Origin of the sequence: Tenacibaculum litopenaei, from assembly GCF_964514025.1 — a bacterium.
GTDB lineage: Bacteria > Bacteroidota > Bacteroidia > Flavobacteriales > Flavobacteriaceae > Polaribacter > Polaribacter litopenaei.
In genome coordinates this window covers 24,668-44,800 of the sequence record NZ_CAZEQT010000009.1, presented here as the reverse complement: position 1 = coordinate 44,800, position 20,133 = coordinate 24,668, and the positions used below count along the sequence as shown (strand labels likewise).

The 20,133-nt window shown below is 39.1% G+C and carries 18 protein-coding genes; 10 read left to right on the top strand and 8 right to left on the bottom strand.

The window, feature by feature from the left end:
* Positions 1-6: 6 nt before the first annotated feature.
* The gene (locus ACKTS5_RS18400; RefSeq protein WP_408045356.1) at positions 7-843 is read right to left on the bottom strand and encodes a ZIP family metal transporter; all 837 of its coding nucleotides are present in this window, start codon (positions 841-843) and stop codon (positions 7-9) included.
* Between the two features lie 28 nt (positions 844-871).
* On the bottom strand, positions 872-1,534 hold the full coding sequence (locus ACKTS5_RS18395) for a metal-dependent transcriptional regulator (protein WP_408045355.1): 663 nt from the start codon (positions 1,532-1,534) through the stop codon (positions 872-874).
* Positions 1,535-1,639: 105 nt separating this feature from the next.
* Between ACKTS5_RS18395 and ACKTS5_RS18390 the strand changes: the two genes are divergently transcribed.
* From ACKTS5_RS18390 to ACKTS5_RS18375, 4 genes are all read left to right on the top strand, one after another.
* Complete coding sequence (locus tag ACKTS5_RS18390) at positions 1,640-3,871, top strand: TonB-dependent receptor (protein ID WP_408045354.1); 2,232 nt, start codon at positions 1,640-1,642, stop codon at positions 3,869-3,871.
* A 3-nt stretch (positions 3,872-3,874) separates the two neighbouring features.
* Positions 3,875-4,363 (top strand): thioredoxin family protein, encoded by a 489-nt coding sequence (locus ACKTS5_RS18385; RefSeq protein ID WP_408045353.1) that lies wholly within the window; start codon positions 3,875-3,877, stop codon positions 4,361-4,363.
* A gap of 134 nt (positions 4,364-4,497) precedes the next feature.
* Positions 4,498-7,248, top strand: a complete 2,751-nt coding sequence (locus ACKTS5_RS18380; protein WP_408045352.1) for a TonB-dependent receptor — start codon at positions 4,498-4,500, stop codon at positions 7,246-7,248.
* A 95-nt stretch (positions 7,249-7,343) separates the two neighbouring features.
* Entirely contained in the window at positions 7,344-8,546 is a 1,203-nt protein-coding gene (locus ACKTS5_RS18375) for a hypothetical protein (RefSeq protein ID WP_408045351.1), read from the top strand.
* Positions 8,547-8,597: 51 nt separating this feature from the next.
* Here the strand turns inward: ACKTS5_RS18375 and ACKTS5_RS18370 are convergent, their stop codons facing one another.
* The 5 genes from ACKTS5_RS18370 to ACKTS5_RS18350 form a co-directional block, all read right to left on the bottom strand.
* Entirely contained in the window at positions 8,598-9,413 is an 816-nt protein-coding gene (locus ACKTS5_RS18370) for a DNA/RNA non-specific endonuclease (protein WP_408045350.1), read from the bottom strand.
* The gene (locus tag ACKTS5_RS18365; protein WP_408045349.1) at positions 9,410-9,856 is read right to left on the bottom strand and encodes an acyl-CoA thioesterase; all 447 of its coding nucleotides are present in this window, start codon (positions 9,854-9,856) and stop codon (positions 9,410-9,412) included. The genes ACKTS5_RS18370 and ACKTS5_RS18365 overlap by 4 nt, the downstream gene beginning before the upstream one ends.
* Positions 9,857-9,928: 72 nt before the next feature.
* Positions 9,929-11,005 carry an ABC transporter permease gene (locus tag ACKTS5_RS18360; RefSeq protein ID WP_408045348.1) on the bottom strand — a complete coding sequence of 359 codons (1,077 nt, stop codon included), beginning with the start codon at positions 11,003-11,005 and terminating at the stop codon, positions 9,929-9,931.
* A gap of 263 nt (positions 11,006-11,268) precedes the next feature.
* Positions 11,269-12,963, bottom strand: a complete 1,695-nt coding sequence (lysS, locus tag ACKTS5_RS18355) for a lysine--tRNA ligase (protein ID WP_408045347.1) — start codon at positions 12,961-12,963, stop codon at positions 11,269-11,271.
* A gap of 264 nt (positions 12,964-13,227) precedes the next feature.
* Complete coding sequence (locus tag ACKTS5_RS18350) at positions 13,228-13,731, bottom strand: DUF456 domain-containing protein (RefSeq protein ID WP_408045346.1); 504 nt, start codon at positions 13,729-13,731, stop codon at positions 13,228-13,230.
* Between the two features lie 136 nt (positions 13,732-13,867).
* Between ACKTS5_RS18350 and ACKTS5_RS18345 the strand changes: the two genes are divergently transcribed.
* From ACKTS5_RS18345 to ACKTS5_RS18320, 6 genes are all read left to right on the top strand, one after another.
* On the top strand, positions 13,868-14,239 hold the full coding sequence (locus ACKTS5_RS18345; protein WP_408045345.1) for a BlaI/MecI/CopY family transcriptional regulator: 372 nt from the start codon (positions 13,868-13,870) through the stop codon (positions 14,237-14,239).
* Between the two features lie 259 nt (positions 14,240-14,498).
* Complete coding sequence (locus tag ACKTS5_RS18340) at positions 14,499-16,019, top strand: M56 family metallopeptidase (RefSeq protein WP_408045344.1); 1,521 nt, start codon at positions 14,499-14,501, stop codon at positions 16,017-16,019.
* 10 nt (positions 16,020-16,029) lie between these two features.
* On the top strand, positions 16,030-17,283 hold the full coding sequence (locus ACKTS5_RS18335) for a tetratricopeptide repeat protein (RefSeq protein ID WP_408045343.1): 1,254 nt from the start codon (positions 16,030-16,032) through the stop codon (positions 17,281-17,283).
* A 36-nt stretch (positions 17,284-17,319) separates the two neighbouring features.
* Entirely contained in the window at positions 17,320-17,799 is a 480-nt protein-coding gene (locus ACKTS5_RS18330) for a hypothetical protein (RefSeq protein WP_408045342.1), read from the top strand.
* A gap of 101 nt (positions 17,800-17,900) precedes the next feature.
* Complete coding sequence (locus tag ACKTS5_RS18325) at positions 17,901-18,818, top strand: ABC transporter ATP-binding protein (protein WP_408045341.1); 918 nt, start codon at positions 17,901-17,903, stop codon at positions 18,816-18,818.
* A gap of 4 nt (positions 18,819-18,822) precedes the next feature.
* Positions 18,823-19,605, top strand: coding sequence for an ABC transporter permease (locus ACKTS5_RS18320; protein ID WP_408045340.1), 783 nt, complete (start codon positions 18,823-18,825; stop codon positions 19,603-19,605).
* Here ACKTS5_RS18320 and ACKTS5_RS18315 read toward each other — a convergent pair.
* Entirely contained in the window at positions 19,583-20,122 is a 540-nt protein-coding gene (locus tag ACKTS5_RS18315; protein WP_408045339.1) for a hypothetical protein, read from the bottom strand. The genes ACKTS5_RS18320 and ACKTS5_RS18315 overlap by 23 nt on opposite strands.
* Positions 20,123-20,133: the final 11 nt, after the last annotated feature.

Here is a 20,133-nt window from a genome sequence, read left to right as displayed (position 1 = left end):
TTTTTATTATCCAAGACCCACATCCAGTGACATCATGACGATAAAACCGCCGATGAAGCCTAGGGTAGCAATGTCCGTGTACTTATCTCGTTGCGTTTCCGGAATAACTTCTTCTACAACCACAAAGATCATAGCTCCTGCTGCAAATGCCAATGCATAAGGTAGTACTGGTGTGAAGAAAGAAACTGCTAGAGCACCAATAACTGCTGCAAAGGGTTCTACTATCGCTGAAAGCTGTCCGTACCAAAAGCTCTTGAATCGACTTACACCTTGTCTTCGCAATGGCATGGCTACCGCAAATCCTTCCGGAAAGTTTTGAATACCTATTCCGATAGCTAGGGAAATAGCAGCGATAATCATTTCGGTTTGCTCAGGTCCTACCATAGTAGCTGCCGCACCAAAGAGAACACCGACAGCAAGTCCTTCAGGAATGTTATGTAAGGTAATCGCTAAAACTAATAAGGTTGTTTTGTGCCAGTTGGTTTTTACACCTTCTACCTCGTCGTCTTTAAAGTTGATGTGCAGGTGAGGGAGCCATTTGTCCATACCGAACAAAGCTAAGGCACCTAAAGCAAATCCAACAGCTGATGGAATTACTTTTACAAATCCCTCCCCGGGACTGTTGTCGATGGCGGGAGCTAATAGGCTCCAAAAACTAGCAGCGACCATCACGCCACCGGTGAAACCTAGCATACCGTCGAGTACGGCTCTGTTAAGTTTTTTAAAGAAAAAAACTAGTGAGGCTCCGAGCCCAGTTAATCCCCAAGTAAACAATGAAGCGTATAAGGCTCCTTGTATAGGGTGGTCTTTGCAAAAAGCAATGAGTTGATCTAAAGTATTCATGGTAATAGGTACTAATTAAAAGGATGTGTTAATCCTTAGCAATTTGAATGTATAAATTGTTTGCAATCTTGTTTGAGATTGAAATGGTCTTTTCGTTTAGTTTAATTTGAAGCGATCCGTCAAAGGGTTCTTTGTCTAGAATTTCTATTTGTTTTCCGAGTGCGATACCTTGCTTGTCCAGAAATTGTAAAAATTCAGAGGAGCTGTCATCTACCCCGATACAAATACCGCGATCACCAACTTTTAATTGGGCGAGTAAACTCTTTTCAATAATTTGAAGATTGCCGTCTTTGTCAGGAATAGGATCTCCGTGAGGATCTCGTTTTGGAAAGTCTAAAAAAGCATCGAGCTCATCGATGAGCTTTGGCGATTTGATATGTTCGAGTTGTTCGGCTACTTCGTGAACTTCATCCCACGAAAAGTTGAGTTTGTTTACTAAAAATACTTCCCACAAACGGTGTTTGCGTATAATTGATACGGCCGTTTTACTACCGAACTCTGTAAGGGTCACTCCTTGATATTTTTTGTAGAGTACAACTTCTTTTTCAGAGAGCTTTTTAATCATATCAGTTACTGAGGAAGCCTTGGTGTCGAGTTTTTTAGCAATCGCATTGGTGCTGATTCCTTTACTTGAAAGCGCCTCTAAATGATAGATGGTCTTAATGTAATTTTCTTCTGCTTGACTAAACATGGGTTTGAAATATGAGGCAAACATACGAATTTTGTATAATATAAACATATTTTTAGGTATGTCTAAAAAAATAATATACATTTGCGAAAATTAAATTTAAATAAAATGAAAAATATAGGGGCTTTCCTATTGTTTTTTGCAGTAAATAGCTTGCTAGCGCAAACTGTAATTAAGGGTAAGGTTAGTTTTAACGGGGAGCCATTAGAAATGGCAAATGTGTATATTAAAGGGAGTAAATACGGAGTAACTACCAATGCACAAGGGCGTTATTATTTAGAGATGCCTCTTGAGGGGAAGCAACGCTTGGTAGTATCGTTAATGGGCTTTAAAACGCGTACAAAAACGTTACGGTTAACAAAAGGAGCTGTACAGGAGGTGAACATTTCGTTACAAGAAGATCATTCTGCCTTGGATGAGGTCGTGGTTTCAGGTACAATGAAGCCGGTAAAGCGCTTGGAAAGTCCTGTGCCAGTAGAAGTGTATTCACCGGTGTTCTTTAAAAAGAATCCAGCACCTTCCTTGTTTGAGTCACTTCAAAATATCAATGGAGTGCGTCCTCAGGTAAACTGTAATGTTTGTAATACCGGGGATATTCATATCAACGGTTTGGAAGGGCCGTATACTTTTGTTATGATTGATGGAATGCCGATAGTTAGTGGTTTGTCAACGGTATATGGCTTGACAGGAATTCCTCAGTCACTAATTGAACGCGTGGAAATTGTAAAAGGACCTGCATCAACTTTATACGGTTCAGAAGCTGTAGGAGGAATTATCAATATCATCACGAAAAAGCCAGCTGCGGCTCCTCAATTGAGTGCCGAGACATTTGCGAGTTCGTGGGGAGAGGTAAATACGGACTTGGGGTTAAAGTATAACCTCGGTGCTGTAAACGGATTACTTGGGATCAATTATTTTAATTATCAGAATCCTATTGATAATAATAAAGATGGTTTTACCGATCTTACGTTACAGGATCGTATCTCTATTTTTAATAAATTGAGTTTTGCACGTAAAAACAACCGATTGTTTACTGTTGGAGCGAGGTATGTATACGAAGATCGTTGGGGAGGAGAAATGAATTGGGCTCCAAAATTCCGAGGAGGCCGAGATGTGTATGGTGAGAGTATCTACACGAGTAGATGGGAGACCTTCGGGACTTATCAATTGCCAACAGACGAGAAGATCAATTTACAATTTAGTGCCAATGGACACGATCAGAATTCGTATTACGGAGATACCTTTTACAAGGCTACTCAGTACATTGGTTTTGGACAGTTAACTTGGGATACGCAGTTTGGTAAAAGTCACGATGTGTTGTTAGGGGTTGCATACAGGTATACCTATTACGACGACAATACGCCTGCTACAGGAACAACACTAAACAATCAGCCTTCAATAACTCATTTACCAGGTGTGTTTGCTCAAGACGAAATTACACTAGCTCCGAGAAATAAATTATTAGTAGGAGTGCGTTACGACCACAACAGTTTACACGGAAACATCTTTTCTCCACGACTGAACTACAAATGGAATTCAAAAGATAGTCGTGATGTTATCCGAATTAGTGTAGGAAATGGATTTAGGGTAGCAAATGTGTTTACCGAAGATCACGCTGCACTTACGGGTACTAGAACTTTAGAATTTAAAGAAGAGTTGAAGCCGGAAACTTCGTGGAATACGAATGTGAATTACGTGAAAAAATTTGTCACGGATAACAATACTATTATCAATATTGATGCGAGTACTTTTTATACCTATTTCGATAATAAGATTATTCCGGATTACGAAACGGATACTCGTAAAATTATCTACGGAAACCTCGAAGGGAATTCAGTTTCGAAAGGAGTTTCTGTGAATGTAGATGTCAATTGGACTAATGGCTTGTCGTTGATTGCCGGAGCTACTTTGATGGATGTGTCTGTAAAAGAAAATGGAGTAAAGAGACGTCAATTATTAACAGAGCGTTTTAGCGGTACTTGGAATTTGTCGTATAAGTTTGCCGACTTAGATGTAAAAGTCGATTATACAGGGAATGTATATGCTCCGATGGAATTACCTCTTTTGGGTGCTAATGATCCAAGAGCGCGCATGTCGCCTTGGTACAGTATCCAAAATATTCAGGTTACCAAAACCTTCGCGAACAACCTCGAGATTTTTGGAGGTGTTAAAAACTTATTAGATTTTACGCCTGCAGCCAATAGTATTTTGCGTGCGAATGATCCGTTTGATAAAAATTTAGATCCCGCAAATCCGAACTTGACCTTTGATCCAGCTTATGTATATGCGTCGAATCAAGGAATCCGTATGTTCTTAGGATTGCGTTATAAACTATTTTAAACAATGAGAGTCCCAGTATTCTTATGGTTATTTTTTGTATCACTGCCTTTGATTGCTCAATCAAAGGCGGTGTTTCCTAAAGTGTACTCACCTCAGGAGGCTTTTGATCAACAAGAAACACAGTACAGACCTATCGTTTTTTTCTTTCACGCAGATTGGTGTAAGTACTGTAAGGCTATGGAAATAAAGACATTGCAAAATAAAGAAGTGGTAAGGTTGCTTGATGCACACTACTATTTTGTGATGATGAAAGACACCTATGCCGAGGAGGTTCGTATCAAGGGTCAGGTGTTTCGTTTGCCTACCCAAGGTAAGCACGCAGGGGTACACGACTTATTGCGTTTGCTGGCTACCAAAGACGGTGTGTTAAGCTATCCTAGCACAGTTCTTTTGGGCAAAGATTACCAGATAGACGAGCAAATTTCTTCCTTTATGACTGCGAATCAGCTAGTCAGCCTACTTCAAAAATACTTAGAAAAATCTTCGAATTAACACAGGGGTAACATAGCTGTATCTCGTTAACATTTCCGAAACATTCTGATAAAGCAACAATAATTTCTAGCTAACATTAGCTTTACAACTTAGCTTCAATTTTGCGGGATAAATAAACAGAATTCAAAGTCGGAATGAAAAAATTATTATTCATAGCTTTTTTAAGCTTATGTAACCTTGCCTTTTCTCAGAGTAAAGGTACTGTATCGGGGGTAGTTACCGATAAAGATATGAACGGGGAGCCCTTACCCTTTGCAAATGTCTTTGTAAAAGGTACTTCGATAGGAGGAACTACAGATATTGATGGGAAGTACTCATTTGCTGTGCCAGCAGGAAACCAAACCATTGTTTTTAGTTTTGTTGGATATCAATCTGTTGAAAAAGCCGTACTTGTTAAGGCTGGAGAAACAGTAGTGGTAAATCAAGAAATTGGAGCCAGTGAAGGGGTTTCTCTTGATGAGGTTAAGATCAACGCTACAGTGAGTAAAGAAAAGGAAAGCGCATTGCTTTTAGAGCAAAAGAAAGCAACGGTAATTAAAGAGAGTATCGGAGCACAGGAATTGGCTAAGAAAGCGGTTTCTGACGCTGCCACTGCTGCTACTAAAGTTGCTGGGGTTACCAAGCAAGAAGGTTCGAATAAAGTATACGTTCGCGGTTTGGGTGATCGTTACAATTCAACTACCTTAAACGGGTTGCCATTGCCATCTAATGATCCTCGTTTTAAAAACATCGCATTGGAATTGTTCAGTACAGGGATGATTCAAAATATCGGAGTTTCAAAAACTTTTTCTTCGAGTTTGAGCGGTGATGTTGCAGGAGCAAACATCGATATAGTATCAAAAGAACACTCGGGAAAGCCAGCCGTAAACGTTGGGTTTTCGTCTAGTGTAAATACACAAACTACGGGTAGGAGTTTTAAAACTATCGACGGAGCGAATTGGATTGGTGTAGCAAAAAGCACACAACACCCTGTGACGCGTTTAGATAACTTACCGTTTACAGATAGCTTTACGCCTGAAAACGGACATGCAGCTCCTACAACCAGCTTATCAGTATCGGGAGGTAAGCGTTATACTATTGGAGAGGAATCTTCATTGTCTGTGTTTTTAGTAGGATCTTTCGGAAATAAGTACAGTTTTAGAGATGGTGTTTCGATCAACTTCTTGAGAAACGATGGATCTACCGGAAACAACTTTACATCGGCAAAACAATACGCTTACGAGACTTCGAAATTAATGATGGGGAGTTTTGCGTATAAGATTAATGAGAATCACAAAGTTTCGTGGAATTCATTATTTATCCACTCGAATACTCAAAACATTCAAGACTACTACGGTAAAAAGCCAGACGTTGCGGATTCAGATGGGGTATTTGCGAGTATTATTTTACAGACGGAGAATCAAAATAATTTATTTGTAAATCAGTTGTTGTCTGAGCACAAATTAGGAGAGTCAATTGACGTAAGTTTAGGATTGGCTTACAATATCGTAGCAAACGATGAACCGAATCGTAAGAAAAACATGTTTGTTGTAAATAACAATGATAATACCATCAAGTTTGCGTCAGGTGCTGCCAGAAATAACAGTAGGTATTACCACAACTTATCAGAAGATGATTTTGCTGCTAAATTGAATTTCGTAAAGTACTTCGGAACTCGTATTCGCGGTGAGCACAAGGCGAAGTTAAGTCTTGGTTTCGATTTCAGAAAAACAGTGAGAGACTTTAGAGCTATTTACTTTGACTACGATTTAGCGGCTCCAACGATTGTTGATCCTAACAATGTAGATGCAGTATTGAATCAGCAAAACATGGATAACGGAGTGTTCAGATTGAAAACTGGATTCGGATTTGGTTCAGGAGCGTTAGATCCATTTACCTATGATGCTGAACGAATGATCGGTGCTGGATATGCGAGCTTGGATTACCAATTGACAGATAAATTGTTCGTTAATGTGGGAGCTCGTTTTGAAAATGTACAAATGGATGTGTCTTGGAGAACTAACTTATCGAGTTCTTTCCGTGATTACGGTGGGCCAAAAAAGATGAAAGATAGTTATTTTTTACCATCGTTAAACCTTAAATATACGATTAATGACGACAATTTGTTGCGTTTAGCAGCGAGTAAAACCTATACCTATCCACAGTTTAAGGAGGTGGCGCCGTTTGTATACGAAGGAATCGATTTCCAAGAAGTAGGAAACGCAAACTTAATGCCGTCTACGAATTATAACGTAGATATCAAGTACGAAATGTATCCGAGTAAAGGAGAATTGATTTCTGCAACGGTATTTGGAAAGATGATTCAAGATGGAATCAACCGCGTAGAATTACCTGCAGCTTCTGATAACTTCTTCTCTTTTTACAATACTGGAGACACCAAGATTTTTGGTGTAGAAACTGAAGTGCGTAAGAAGTTGTATTCGTTTGCAGGAGAAGATGCAGACTACGAAGAAGATTTAAAATTAGGGTTCAATGCGACCTATATGCATACGAAACAATCATTTAACAGAACGGCACAGTTTAATCCGACTAATGACGACGAACCTACTGAAGGAGCAGCGCCATTTTTAGTGAATACTGACATTACCTACAACTATAAAAAAGACAATAAAGAAACCTTGGCTGCACTTGTGTTTAACTACCAAGATGACAAGTTGTTTAGTATCGGGTCGGTGAATGGTTTACAGAGTATTTACCAACGTTCAATTCCGAGATTAGACTTCGTGTTTAAAAGACAGTTTAACAAGCGTTTGGGATTGAAGTTTAGCGCGAAGAACTTGTTGAATCCGAAGATTGAAATGTACAGAAATGTACCTAGAAAATTGGTGACGAGATCTTTCAAAAGAGGAATCGATTTATCATTGGGATTATCGTATAGTTTATAGGCGTTTTTATTAATGATTACTTAAACTTTAGGTAAACCTTATTTTAAGCATTAGCCCCACATTTGCAACACAATTTAGATAAACTTAAAACGAAAATGAAGACAATTAAATTATTATCAGCTTTAGCAGTTTCTGCTTCTTTAATGGTAGGATGTTCTAATGACGATCCAGCTCCACAACCGAATACTGGATTCGATTTAGAAATCAATAGTCAAAATGATTTTGACCCAAAAGATTTAAAAGGAAATGTAAATGCTGATATCACGTTAAAGGCGGGTACTGAGTATTTGTTAACGAGTTCTTTACGTGTTAAAGAAGGAAAGACCTTAACAATTGAAGCGGGAACTACAATCAAGTGTAAAGCTGGTGGTACTGATGTATTCGTTGCAGTTGAAAGAGGAGCTAAGTTAATGGCTGCCGGAACTGCTGCAAAGCCTATCGTATTTACTTCAGATGCAACTAACGGAAGACCAGGTGACTGGGGAGGTATCGTAATTGCTGGTAAAGCGAGAACTAACAAAGGAGCTGAAGCTGAAACTGAAGTTGCTGGTTTAAAGTACGGTGGTACTCAAGACGATGATAATTCAGGAGTTTTAACTTATGTAAAAACTCAGTATACAGGAGCTAAAATTAACGGTGATCAAGAATTTAATGGAGTATCTTTATATTCTGTAGGGTCTAAAACTGTAATTAACAACTTGTACATTGCTAACGGAGCTGATGATGGTATCGAGTTCTTCGGTGGTACTGTAAACGTTGAAAACATAATGTGTGTAAACATCAAGGATGATATGTTCGACTTTACTGGTGGATACACAGGAACTATGAACAATATGTTTGGAGTTAGAGAAAATGGATTTAACGATGCTACTGAAGATCCAAGAGGAATCGAAGGAGATAGCAACGGATCTGATCCTACTGCAGCACCAGTTTCTAAACCGACAATGAAGAATGTTACTATCTTAAACTTATCTCCAATCACTGCATTAAAAGCAGGAGCTGAGATCAGAAGAGGTACTGTAGCTACTATCGATAACGCATTGTTCGCTGCCTATAACGGAGCATCTTTCGGAAACTTAATCGATACGGATGATAGCAAAGGTAACGGTACTTTAACCATTACAAACTCATACAAAATGGGAACTGTAGGATCTAATAAAGTTGGAGGTACTATTACAGGAACTGTAACTGAAGATACTGCCGCTATCACTGCAAGTGGAAACAACTTGTCAATGAAAGCAGGAAGAGGAGCAGATTTTACTAAGTTCGCTTGGACTGGATACGCTTTAAAGAAATAAGTACTTACATAGTACATAAAAAAAACCGAGCTTAGCTCGGTTTTTTTGTGCTTATAAAAGCCATGGTTGGTAATTTCGCTGCGCTTCTAATTTATTTTCTAAAGAGTCATCTAGTTTTGAAAAGAAGTCGATTCCAGTGACTTTTTCAATTTCATCTATCGATACAACGTAGTTGTAAATACTTCGCTTAGAAGCCTTGTGAGGCATTAAAAATGCAATAGTTTTATACGGTTTGCTACTGTAGTCCAATACTATTTTATAAAAGTAGTTTGGAACGCTGACTTTGTTTCTCTTTCCTATCGTTTTTAATTCACCGGTCAATACGCCTCCAGTTACGATGTATAACTGTTTGTTTTTCGCGGCCCAATGACGAATTTTATTTTCTAAACTGTGCCAAATACCCGCATTGAATTCGTGGGTTTGTGGACTCACGTTTGAGGTGTAAAACGTTTCGTTATACGCTGCTTTAGATGATTTGCGATCACCTGCTGGGCACAAGTGGCCTTTGTCGTATCCCGATTTTTTATAGCTTTTCCAATCGGCCGATTTTGTGCGAACTTTAGGGTCGTTCGTAAAGTAAGGACGTTTGAATTTATTTCTGTTAAAGTCGTTTTTGTTTAAGGTGTAGGCTACCCATTCTGCTTGTTCGTGCTGTTCGTTGTACGACAGTTGGTAGCCTTGGTGTTTGATGTGGACTCCTGTGGTTGAATTGGGGGTAAACAATGCGCCGTGCTCATCGTGTTGTTGTACTGTAACTTCTGCAGTTTCTGTATTGGTAGCAACAAAGTGTTTTCCGTAGCGCTTCCAGGCAAAGTAGCCAACGCCAACCAGCGTAAGGCCTAGTTTAATACTTCGGGATAGGGTCATGCGTTTTTCATTGGGATTTCTTGAAAATCTTCTGTTCGTTCAACATCGCTAAAAATAGCTTGGAATTTTTCAGGGGGTGTTGTTAACTTTCGTTTTACCAAGTCGAGCCAAGCTCCGTATACAGTAATTACCGCTGAGAGTTGTCCTGCCTGATTAAAAACTTCGTGTTGGATTTTCCAGCGTTCTCCTTTGCTAGAAAGGCCGTTTACTTTTAGATTGACAGTAATGTCTTCGCCTAGGTGGATTTCACGGAGAAATTTGGTGTTCTCTTCAAAGAGAATTGGCCCTATTTTTTCCATTGAAAAATCGCGAATGGTAATGTTGTGTTTTTTAAAAAAGCGCAAGCGAGACTCCGCTGCATAGTCGTTATAGGCCGTGTGACGCATGTGTATATTGGCGTCGAAATCTGCCCAACGAGTTGTAAATTTTACAGAAAAACTCATGTAGTTATTTTTTTTGTGAAAAAACGAAATTAGTCAATTTCTTACGAGTTTTTTAAGGAATCCTTGTTAAGATTAGCCTTTGACGTCAAGGGTGTCTCGTAAGGTGTTTCCTAACAGCATAAAAGCCATGACGAGCATCATAATTGCCATGCCCGGTATCAGCGCTAAATAAGGTTTTCCAACGATGATGTAGTTGTAGTGGTTTTTTATAATTGCCCCCCATGAAGGTGTTGGAGGTTGTGCTCCGATACCTAAAAAACTCAAACCGCTTTCAATGAGTATGGCGGCAGCAAAATTGGCTGCAGAAATAACGATAATAGGAGCGAGTATATTGGGGAGTATATGTTTAAAGATGATGCGAACATCTGAATAGCCTAAGGCTCTGGCCGCTTCTACGTACTGCTGTTGTTTCGTGGTCATGACCTGTCCTCGCACTACACGAGCTACTTCTACCCACATGGTGAGGCCAACGGCGATAAAGACTTGCCAATAACCTTTGCCCAGCGCTAAAGTGATGGCGATAACTAGTAATAGCGTGGGGATAGACCAAGTAATATTGATAATCCACATAATGAAAGCGTCTACTTTTCCTCCGTAGTAGCCCGCTAAGGCTCCCAACGGGATCCCCACCAAAAGGGAAATAAAAACAGCGATAAAACCGATAAAGAATGAGATTCGAGCACCTACCAAGATTCTGCTTAATAGGTCACGACCGTATTTGTCTGTTCCAAACCAAAAGGTGCGCTGTTGCAGGTAGTTTTTCGGTTGCTGCTGAAACAGGCTAAGAGGATATTTTTTTTCGAGCTTGCTGTCGATTGCTGAGGTAATTAGGTGGGTAGTGCTTATGCGATAACTGTCAATGGCGATTTCAGTGTGCAGCGCACGTGTTCCGAACAAGATTTTTGACAGGGAGGACTGTGATTGTGCTGTCGTTCCTGGAATTGAAAGTATCGTCGCTTCAAAACCCGGAGGTTTCGAATGAATCTCTAGATGCATTTGATTGGCGCTGTTTGAGCTGTCAGGGGCAAATAGGTAGCAAAAAACAGAGAAGAATCCACAGAGGCAGATGTATGCCAAACTGATAAGCCCGGTAGTTTTTGTTCTAAACTTGCGAAGGGCAAGTTGCCAGAGTGAATTTTGTTGCATCATTGCTCAAAACTAGAGATTAGATTTAAGAGTAACAAATTTTGCAGGATTTTCAACAGTGATTTTCTCTTTTGCTGCTCGATTTAAAATAGTATTAATCTTGTTGAAACGTGCAAGTGCCTAGTTATTTGAAACTTCTTCTTCTAAATAGGCTATGAATTTTTCAATCTTTTTGGGTACTGTTGGCTAGCAAATGAAAACGAAAAAGAGAATCACCTTAAGCAATTCTCTTTCTCAATTTGTTTGATATTTTTCTGTATAGAATCTTAAACCACTTCAACAAAAAGTCCTTCTTCAGTCTTTTCAACTTTAGCCAATTTGTTTTTGGTCAATCCTTTGATGGTTTTATCCCATTTTTTATTCGATAATCCACTTGCTGCTTTTAGATCGTTTAAACCAATTTTTTCAGCTTTTTCTAAGAGGGCTAAAACAGCTTTTTCCTCATCGTTTAAAGCTACAGTTGGAGTTTTTTTCTCAGGCTTCATTTGTGGGAAGAACAATACTTCCTGAATTGATTGGTTGTTGGTTAAGAACATGATTAAACGGTCCATACCAATTCCTAATCCCGAAGTAGGAGGCATTCCGTACTCTAACGCACGTAAGAAATCGTGGTCAATAAATTCTCCTGCCTCGTCATCACCGCGTTCTGCAAGTTTTAACTGAGCTTCAAATCGCTCGCGTTGATCTATAGGGTCGTTTAATTCTGAATAAGCATTGGCGATTTCCTTTCCACAAACCATCAATTCAAATCGCTCTGTCAATTCAGGGTTTTCTCTGTGTTCTTTACACAACGGAGACATTTCTTTTGGATAGTCGGTAATAAATGTAGGTTGGATGTAGTTTCCTTCACATTTCTCTCCGAAAATCTCATCGATTAATTTACCTTTCCCCATAGTATCGTCTACTTCAATACCCATTTCTTTGGCTGCACTGCGAATTTCGTCTTCGGTTTTTCCGTTGATATCAAATCCGGTAAAGTGCTTGATAGAGTCAGCCATCGTAACACGAGCATACGGAGCTTTAAAGTCAACTTTGTGTTCTCCAAAAGTCGCTTCGGTAGTACCGTTTACTGCTAAAGCACAGTGCTCTAATAATTTTTCGGTAAAGTCCATCATCCAGTTGTAGTCCTTGTAAGCCACGTAAATTTCCATGGCGGTGAACTCTGGGTTATGGGTTCTGTCCATACCTTCGTTACGGAAGTTTTTTGAAAATTCATACACACCGTCAAATCCACCTACGATCAAACGCTTTAAATACAATTCGTTGGCAATTCGCATGTATAATGGAATGTCAAGAGCATTGTGGTGGGTGATAAATGGACGGGCAGCAGCTCCTCCAGGAATCGGTTGTAAAATAGGTGTTTCTACTTCAAAATAACCTGCATCGTTAAAAAATTGACGCATGGCCGTAAATAGTTTTGTACGCTTTACAAATACTTCTTTTACTTGTGGGTTTACTACTAAGTCGGCGTAACGCTGACGGTAGCGCATTTCTGGGTCGTTAAATTCATCGTAAACAACTCCGTCCTTTTCTTTTGGTAAAGGAAGTGGCTTTAATGACTTGCTCAATAAGGTGAAGTTTTTAACCAATACGGTAATTTCACCTACTTGAGTTTTAAACAACTCTCCTTCAATACCGATAAAATCTCCGATATCTAAAAGTTTCTTGTATACGTCATTGTATAGTGTATGGTCTTCACCAGTACAAATTTCATCGCGATTGAAATAAACCTGTACGCGTCCGTTGCTATCTTGCAATTCAGCAAAAGAAGCTTTACCTTGGATACGTCGAGACATTAATCTACCTGCAATAGTAACCTTTTTCCCTTCCTTATAGTCCTGTTTAATTTCCTTGGAGTTTGTATCTAAAGGATATAGGTTTGCTGGATAAGGATTGATGCCTAACTCGCGTAGTTTTGCGAGTTTTTCTCTACGTACAACTTCTTGTTCTGATAATTGCATTACTTTGTATTTTCTTGTTTCTATTAAAAGAGCAAAGATACAATCTATTGGAAAATAATACAATAATTCGACGTCTTGAACAGATTTGTTTTTTTTGAAAAAAAATGAAAAATATTTTGTGGTAATAAAAAACTTTGTATATTTGCAGGCTGTCTTTTTTTAAAGGCAGCGTTTAGTTGTGTTGTTAAGGTGCTGAAAAGCACCATGGTTTTGTTACCAATGGAAAGCTTCCCTGAGATGGGTTGCTTTTTTTTTGTGCCTATATCAACCCCAGAAATTGTGTTTGAATTCCCAAAAGGTCGTCAAAAAAAGTACGAAGTAAGTTGCCGATACGGTAAATTTAAGTACTACGGATACTAAAAATCCTAAGAACGCTCCAAACGAAGCCTTTATGGCTCTTCCTCCGTCTGAACTGTCGTAAAGCAGTTCGCCTACCAAAGCCCCGAGAAAAGCACCGATGAGTATTCCGAAAGGAATAGGAGATAATAAGCCTATAATGAGTCCAATTGTGGTACCATAAGCTCCGTACTTCGATCCGCCAAACCGTTTGGTACCCATGGCGGGTATAAAATAGTCAATGATAAATATAAAAAGAGCAATGACAAATGTAATAATGAGAAAGGTACTGTTGTTCGGAACCGCTTTGGTTAGATGAAGTAGTAGAAGGCCTACCCAGCCTGTAATGGGACCTGGTAATATCGGTAAAAAAGAACCTATCAATCCCAAAATGGCAAAAAGAAAGCCAATGAGTACTAGAAATGTGTCCATAGCATTAGTGTTTTTAAAGGTTGTATGCTTATTTGACGATTGAAAAGGAGGACTGTTACAAAAAAATAAAACTAAAAAATTAGTTTAAACTAAATAATTAGTTATATTTGTGAGGAATTAAATTTAATTACATAGTATGAGCAAGCAATTAACCAAAGCGGAAGAGCAGGTGATGCAAGTGTTGTGGAGGTTAGGAGAAGCCTCGGTTAAAGATGTCAGAGCCGAAATGGAGGATCCTAAACCTGCTTACAATACCGTATCGACGATTATTCGCATTTTGGAGGTAAAAGAGTTTGTAGCGCACAAGCCTAAAGGACGTGGTTATCTGTATTATCCATTAATTGAAAAATCAAATTACAGTAATCAAAGTCTGCACAAATTACTCAATGGGTATTTTGGAGGTTCGTTTAAGTCGATGGTTTCTTTTTTTATGAAGGAGAATAAAATGGATACGGCAGAACTTCAAAGTATCATGGAAGAACTTGAAAAGAGAAAAAGAAACGAGTAAAAAGGGAAGATTGCGGTGACAGGGAGTTTCGGGGTTTTTGATACTCGAGATTTCATTTGAAGAGGAGTTGTGCGGGGAATTGCCGTGAAAGAGAGGGGACTTTTTTAGAGTGAGAGCTCATAAAGAATTGCTACAGGGCTTTTTTTAGTGTGTATTGAGGTGTTTATGTGTTTCACAAGTAGGTGAATCGCAGTGCTCCGTAGCAATGAAAGGAGCGTCTATACTGTTTGTAATAACTATTGAAATAAAAAGATAAAAGATGATTAATTATATAATTCAGGTGGTAACCCTGCAGTTGTTGTTTTTAATGTTGTACGATTTCTTTCTGAGTAAAGAAACGTTTTTCACAAAAAACAGATGGTATTTGTTGATAACGGCAGTGCTGGCATTTCTGCTACCCTTGTTTAAGGTGTCGAGCGTTCAAGAAGCGTTTACTGTAGAGTATATGGTGGTTTTACCAGAGTTAGTGCTATCTCCTCAGTCGGTTATCGAAGAATCGAAGTGGTATCAGTCTATCGATTACTTTGGGCTTGTTTACAGTGTAGGGGTAGGGCTGTCTTTACTGGTTTTTCTATACAAGTTAAGTAAAATTATTCGATTTTATTTTCTTGCTGAGAAATCGGAAAAAAGAGGGAAGTATCGGATCGTAGAGCTTGCCAATAGTACCAAAGCCTTTTCTTTCTTTAATCTGATATTTATCGGTAGTGCCGTTCCCCAAAGTAAGCGGAGAGAAATCCTAAAGCACGAGCTGGTCCACAGTCGTCAAAAACACAGTTTAGATTTGCTAGTTTTTGAAACGCTTAAAGTATTGATGTGGTTTAATCCATTACTGTATGTATACCAAAAGAGAATCATTTTAGTTCACGAGTATATTTCTGACGCAGTCATTGCAGAAGAGTCTTCACCCGATCGTTATATCAATCAATTATTATCGGAAGTATTTGAGGTGGAAGGAATATCGTTTGTGAACCAGTTTTATAAACAATCCCAAGTAAAAAAGAGAATAGTTATGATTTTAAAAAAACAATCAGCAAGAACAAAGCAACTCAGGTATTTATTGCTGGTACCTGTTATGGTTTTCGCAATTATGTACACTTCCTGCTCGGAGGCAATCGCACAAAATACACAACCAGGTGTACAAAAAGATTTGATCGAGATTATTTTGGCGAGTAAAAATAAATCGAAGAGGATAACCACCAAAAGAACGGGGTATTTTAATCTTATGATGGGGACGAAACACCCTGATTTAAGAGAGGTGCCTCTTACGGAGTTGACAAAAGAAGAGTTAGCAGAGTACGAGAGGCTAGAAAAAGCGAGAGTGAAGCACGATGACGGAACCTTTTTACACAAGCCGTTGAAAGTACTAGAAGACAAAGGTGGACGAAAAATTTTGTTTATCTACTTAGATATGGAAGCAAAAGCATCGGATGATAATAGTGTCGCTTTTGGGAATTTAGAATTTTCACCAACTTTCCCTGGTTGTGAGGAAGGGAATAGAAAGTGTTTGTCGACTTCGATTAGCAAATTTGTGGTTGAGAATTTGGATATGAAATCTTGGACAAAATTAGGGCTTAAAAAAGGGGGACATCGCGCATATGCTATTTTTAGGATTACCAAAAAGGGAACCATCGAACATATAGGTGTTCGAGCACCCCATGAAAAAGTTAAGAAAGATATAGTAAAGGTGTTAAAAAAGTTGCCGAAACTAAAACCAGGTAAGGTTGACGGTAAGGAGGTATCTGTAAAGTATACCTTGCCTATTACGTTTACGATTTATTAAAAAAAGAAGGGTGAAGAAAATATTTTTAACGATTATCGTATTCTTGGTTGGCTTACCATTAGCCAGCCAAGAATCGCAGTTTAAGCAAATTGCAGAAACCTTAGAAAAAGGAAACTATATCGAGGTGCTTGGGAAGCTCGATAAAATGCCTGATTCATTTGAGAAGTACAATTACGTGGCTAAGGTGAATGCCTTACTCGATAGAAATCGATTGGCCATTGAGGCATATCAGCAAGCGCTAGCCTTGAGGTATGAACCAAAGGCAACGATGAAACTGGCTGCCTTATTGAAAAAGACGAAACAGTACGACGCCGCGCTGAGGTTGTATGAATCGCTGCATGAAAAAGAAGTAGAGAATATGTTAGTCGCTTATGAACTCGGAAAATTGTACCTGCTAAAGCGCAAGGCAAAGCAAGCGCTTTTGGTGTTTCAGAATCTTCAGAAAAGAGATCCTACAAATGCCAATTACCCGTATTACAAAGGGATCGTATTTGGGTTGTTGGGGAAGAATAATAAGCGTATTGATAGTTTTTTGGAGGCTTTTCAGCGCGACAGTTCGCATGTTAAGGTATTGGAAAAATTAGCTGTGAGTTACACTCTTTTAAACGATAGAGATTCTGCTGCGTTGTTTATGGAAAAGGGACTACGGCGAGCACCCCATCATTTCGAGTTAAACAAGCTACAAGCGAATGCCCGTTATCGCTCTGGGGAATTTGAAAAGGTTGTGGGGCAGCTAAAAAGTCTAGACAGCGTGCGGCCAAATGAACACTACATTAAAAAAATGTTGGGAAGAAGCCTGTTTAAGCTAAAGCGCTATCCAGAAGCAAGGGAGTATTTTATGGTAGCGCGTAATTTGGATAGAGGTGATCATAAAGTGTATACCTATTTAGGAGATATCGCATTTGAAACTAAAAATTACAAGCGAGCTGCACTGTATTACCGAATGGCAACATGGGTAGGGAAAGATAGCAGAGATGCGGAATATTACAGGTTAGCACGAACCTTAAGTGAGCAAAAAAAAGACCTAATGGCTATAAAAATGTATAAAAAAGCCATGGATGAGAACCGTGATAACTACAGAGCCTTGTACCAGCTGGCTACAAAATCGGAGTCGTATTACAAGGATAAAAAAATAGCTTACGAGTATTACAAAATGTATATCGATCGTTTTGAAAGTATCGATTCTCTGTTAACAGATCACGCTAAAAAGCGAGTACTCGTCATAAAAAAACATTACTTTCAAAAGGGAGAAATATTGGAATAGGATAAAATTTCGTACTTTCATCTCAAATAGAATGTCATGAGGTGGCCACAAACCGTCGTTTTCTTTGTTGTTATCGCTTTAAGCTTAGGAGCTTGTGATGGGTTTCCTAGGAAAACTACAGCTAAAATTGAGCCTGTAGTTATCGATACACTTACGGTGGATCAATCTCCAGCATTTGAATCGTGTAAGGATTTGTTGGGAACAAAGCGAGCCCGTTGCTTTGGAGAAACCCTAAAAAATCACATGGAATCGGTGATAAAAAGAGTCGATTTTACAGTGAAACAAGATCTTGATGCCGCTTTAGATATTTATCTGTTAATTCAGGCAACAGGAGTCGTTGAGTTGGATAAGGTGGAGGCTTCTATGGATTTAGCTGACAGTCTTCCGCAGCTCGACAGTATCATTGAAGTGGCAATACGGGAATTACCCGTAGTAATTCCGGCAACTAAACGAGGAATTCCAGTAAAAATTCAATACCGTCAACCCATTTTTATATCTACAAAAATTGAAGAGTAACCCGCTGTAAACAGATCGATTCTACAGCGGCGACTACTACTATTTCGTTACATTTTTTGAGCTTATTCGTTTAAGAGGTAATAAACTAATAAACCAAAATTATGAATAGTTTAATTGTAGAAACTAAAAACCTTGGCTTTTCTTATGGGAAATCAGGGAAGGATATCCAAGGAATGGATCTCCGGGTGCCTCAAGGAAGTATTTATGGTTTCCTGGGGCCAAACGGTTCAGGGAAGAGTACAACCATCCGCTTAATTTTAGGGCTGTTGAAGAAACACGAAGGCGAGGTAGCCATGTTCGGAGCTCCTATGGAGTCTAGAACTCGCTTAACGAACTTGTCAAAAGTGGGGACGCTTATTGAAAACCCGTCCTTGTACGGTCATTTATCAGCGTTAGAAAATCTGAGAATTGCTGCCAAATACAGAGGTAAAATCACCGAAGAGCGCATTTTTGAGGTATTGGAAATCGTGAAGTTAGCACACGTCGGTTCCAAAAAGGTAAAAGCGTTTTCTTTAGGAATGAAACAACGGTTAGGATTGGCGATTGCCTTGTTGAGTAATCCAGAGTTATTGATTTTAGATGAGCCAACCAACGGCCTAGATCCTAAAGGGATTATTGAAATGAGAACGCTGATAAAAGAACTCAATACGAAATACGGAACTACCGTTTTTGTGTCGAGTCATTTGTTGAGTGAAATAGAAAAGACCTGCTCTCATGTAGGGATTATTCGAGATGGGAAAATGCTATATCAAGATACCGTAACAGCGCTAAAAAATGCAAAAGGAGATCAGCTCCAAGTTGCCTTAGAGGTCGATAAGTTCATTGATGCCTTAGCTGTGCTAGAAACGCAAGGAGTGAAATTAGTAGAAAATGAAGACGGAATGTTGCTCGTGGAAATCGGTTGTAAAAGTGATATTGCCACATTGATAGATGGTTTGCGAACAAAAGACGTAGCTGTGTATCAAGTAGTAATTAAGAACAGTTTGGAGGACCTATTTTTAACACTAACCGAAAATTAAAACCATGACAGCAATAACGTATTACTTCGCAAATACCCAAAATGAAATGGCAAAGTTGAGAAGAACCTTTGCCTTTTGGTTAACTTTAATCAGTGCTCTGGTGATTCCACTGCTGTTTTTTATTGTGTATGCAGTAAAACACGCTGAACTTGCCCCAGCGGAAGGAGTAAATCCTTGGACTAAATTTATGGCAAACCAAGTGGAGAATTCCATCCCTTTTTTCGTGCCGATGTTTATCGTGTTAATAACGAGTTTGATTATTCAAGTAGAACACAAAGCTACGGGGTTAAAACAGTTGTTTGTACAACCCGTTCCTAAATGGAGTGTCTACTTCGGGAAACTTTCTGTGGTGCTAGTAACCATAGTGTTTACTTATGTAGTGTTTTTAACGGCGATTATCGGATTGGGGTACTTGTTGGGAATCTTATTTTCAGAACTGCAGTTTGTAAATTATCAACCGCATTACTTGAAATATGTGAAAATGCTATCGTTGTCATTTGTCGCATCTCTAGGAATCGTAGGGATTCAGTTCTGGATGAGTTTTCGATTTAAAAATTTTATCATTCCCATAACTGTCGGAATGTGTTTGGTGATTACAGGGTTGATTGTTTCTCAAGCTCCTGAGTCTATATATTTCCCATATGCATACAATGTGTTATCACTTTCTTTAGGTGATCAGCAACCTTTGTTGTTGGGCTTGTCTAAAGTTACGGTTTTCAGTTGTGCGTGTTTTATACTAACGGCTGGAGTCGGATATTGGGACATCAGTAAACGAAATATAAAATAACCAAGAGTAGAGGAAAGCTGACGAGTGTGATACTTGTCGGTATGGCCATACAAAAGAGTATCCATAGGCGGATTTTTCGTGAATTGGATGCTCTTTTTTTCATACTTCGAGTTAGCTGGTCAAGAGAGAGTTCTTTGATGTCTTCCACAGTCCAAGGAAGTTCGTAGAAATTTTTTGAGTGTATGCCCGCACGATAGCCGTGGAGTGTTTGGATCGGGTAGAGCACTATGCTCACGCCAAATGCCCACAAGCTCAGGAGTCCGATAGGGAACTTTTGCCACAGTCCAGTAGCAATTTCCCATCCTGCTATAAAGGCTTCTCCCTTCCAATCGGTGTTTCGTTGGTATAGCACGTGCGTTAAGTCGTGATAGATGAGCTGTTGTTTTCGAAACGTTGGGTTCGGGAGTTTCAGCGGTACATTTCCAATATACAAATTGAAGTGGGTATCGTTTACACCGCCATTTTCAGGGAGTTTATTGCCTTTGTAAAAAGCCTGAAGTAGTTCTTTGATTTTCATAAATAAATATC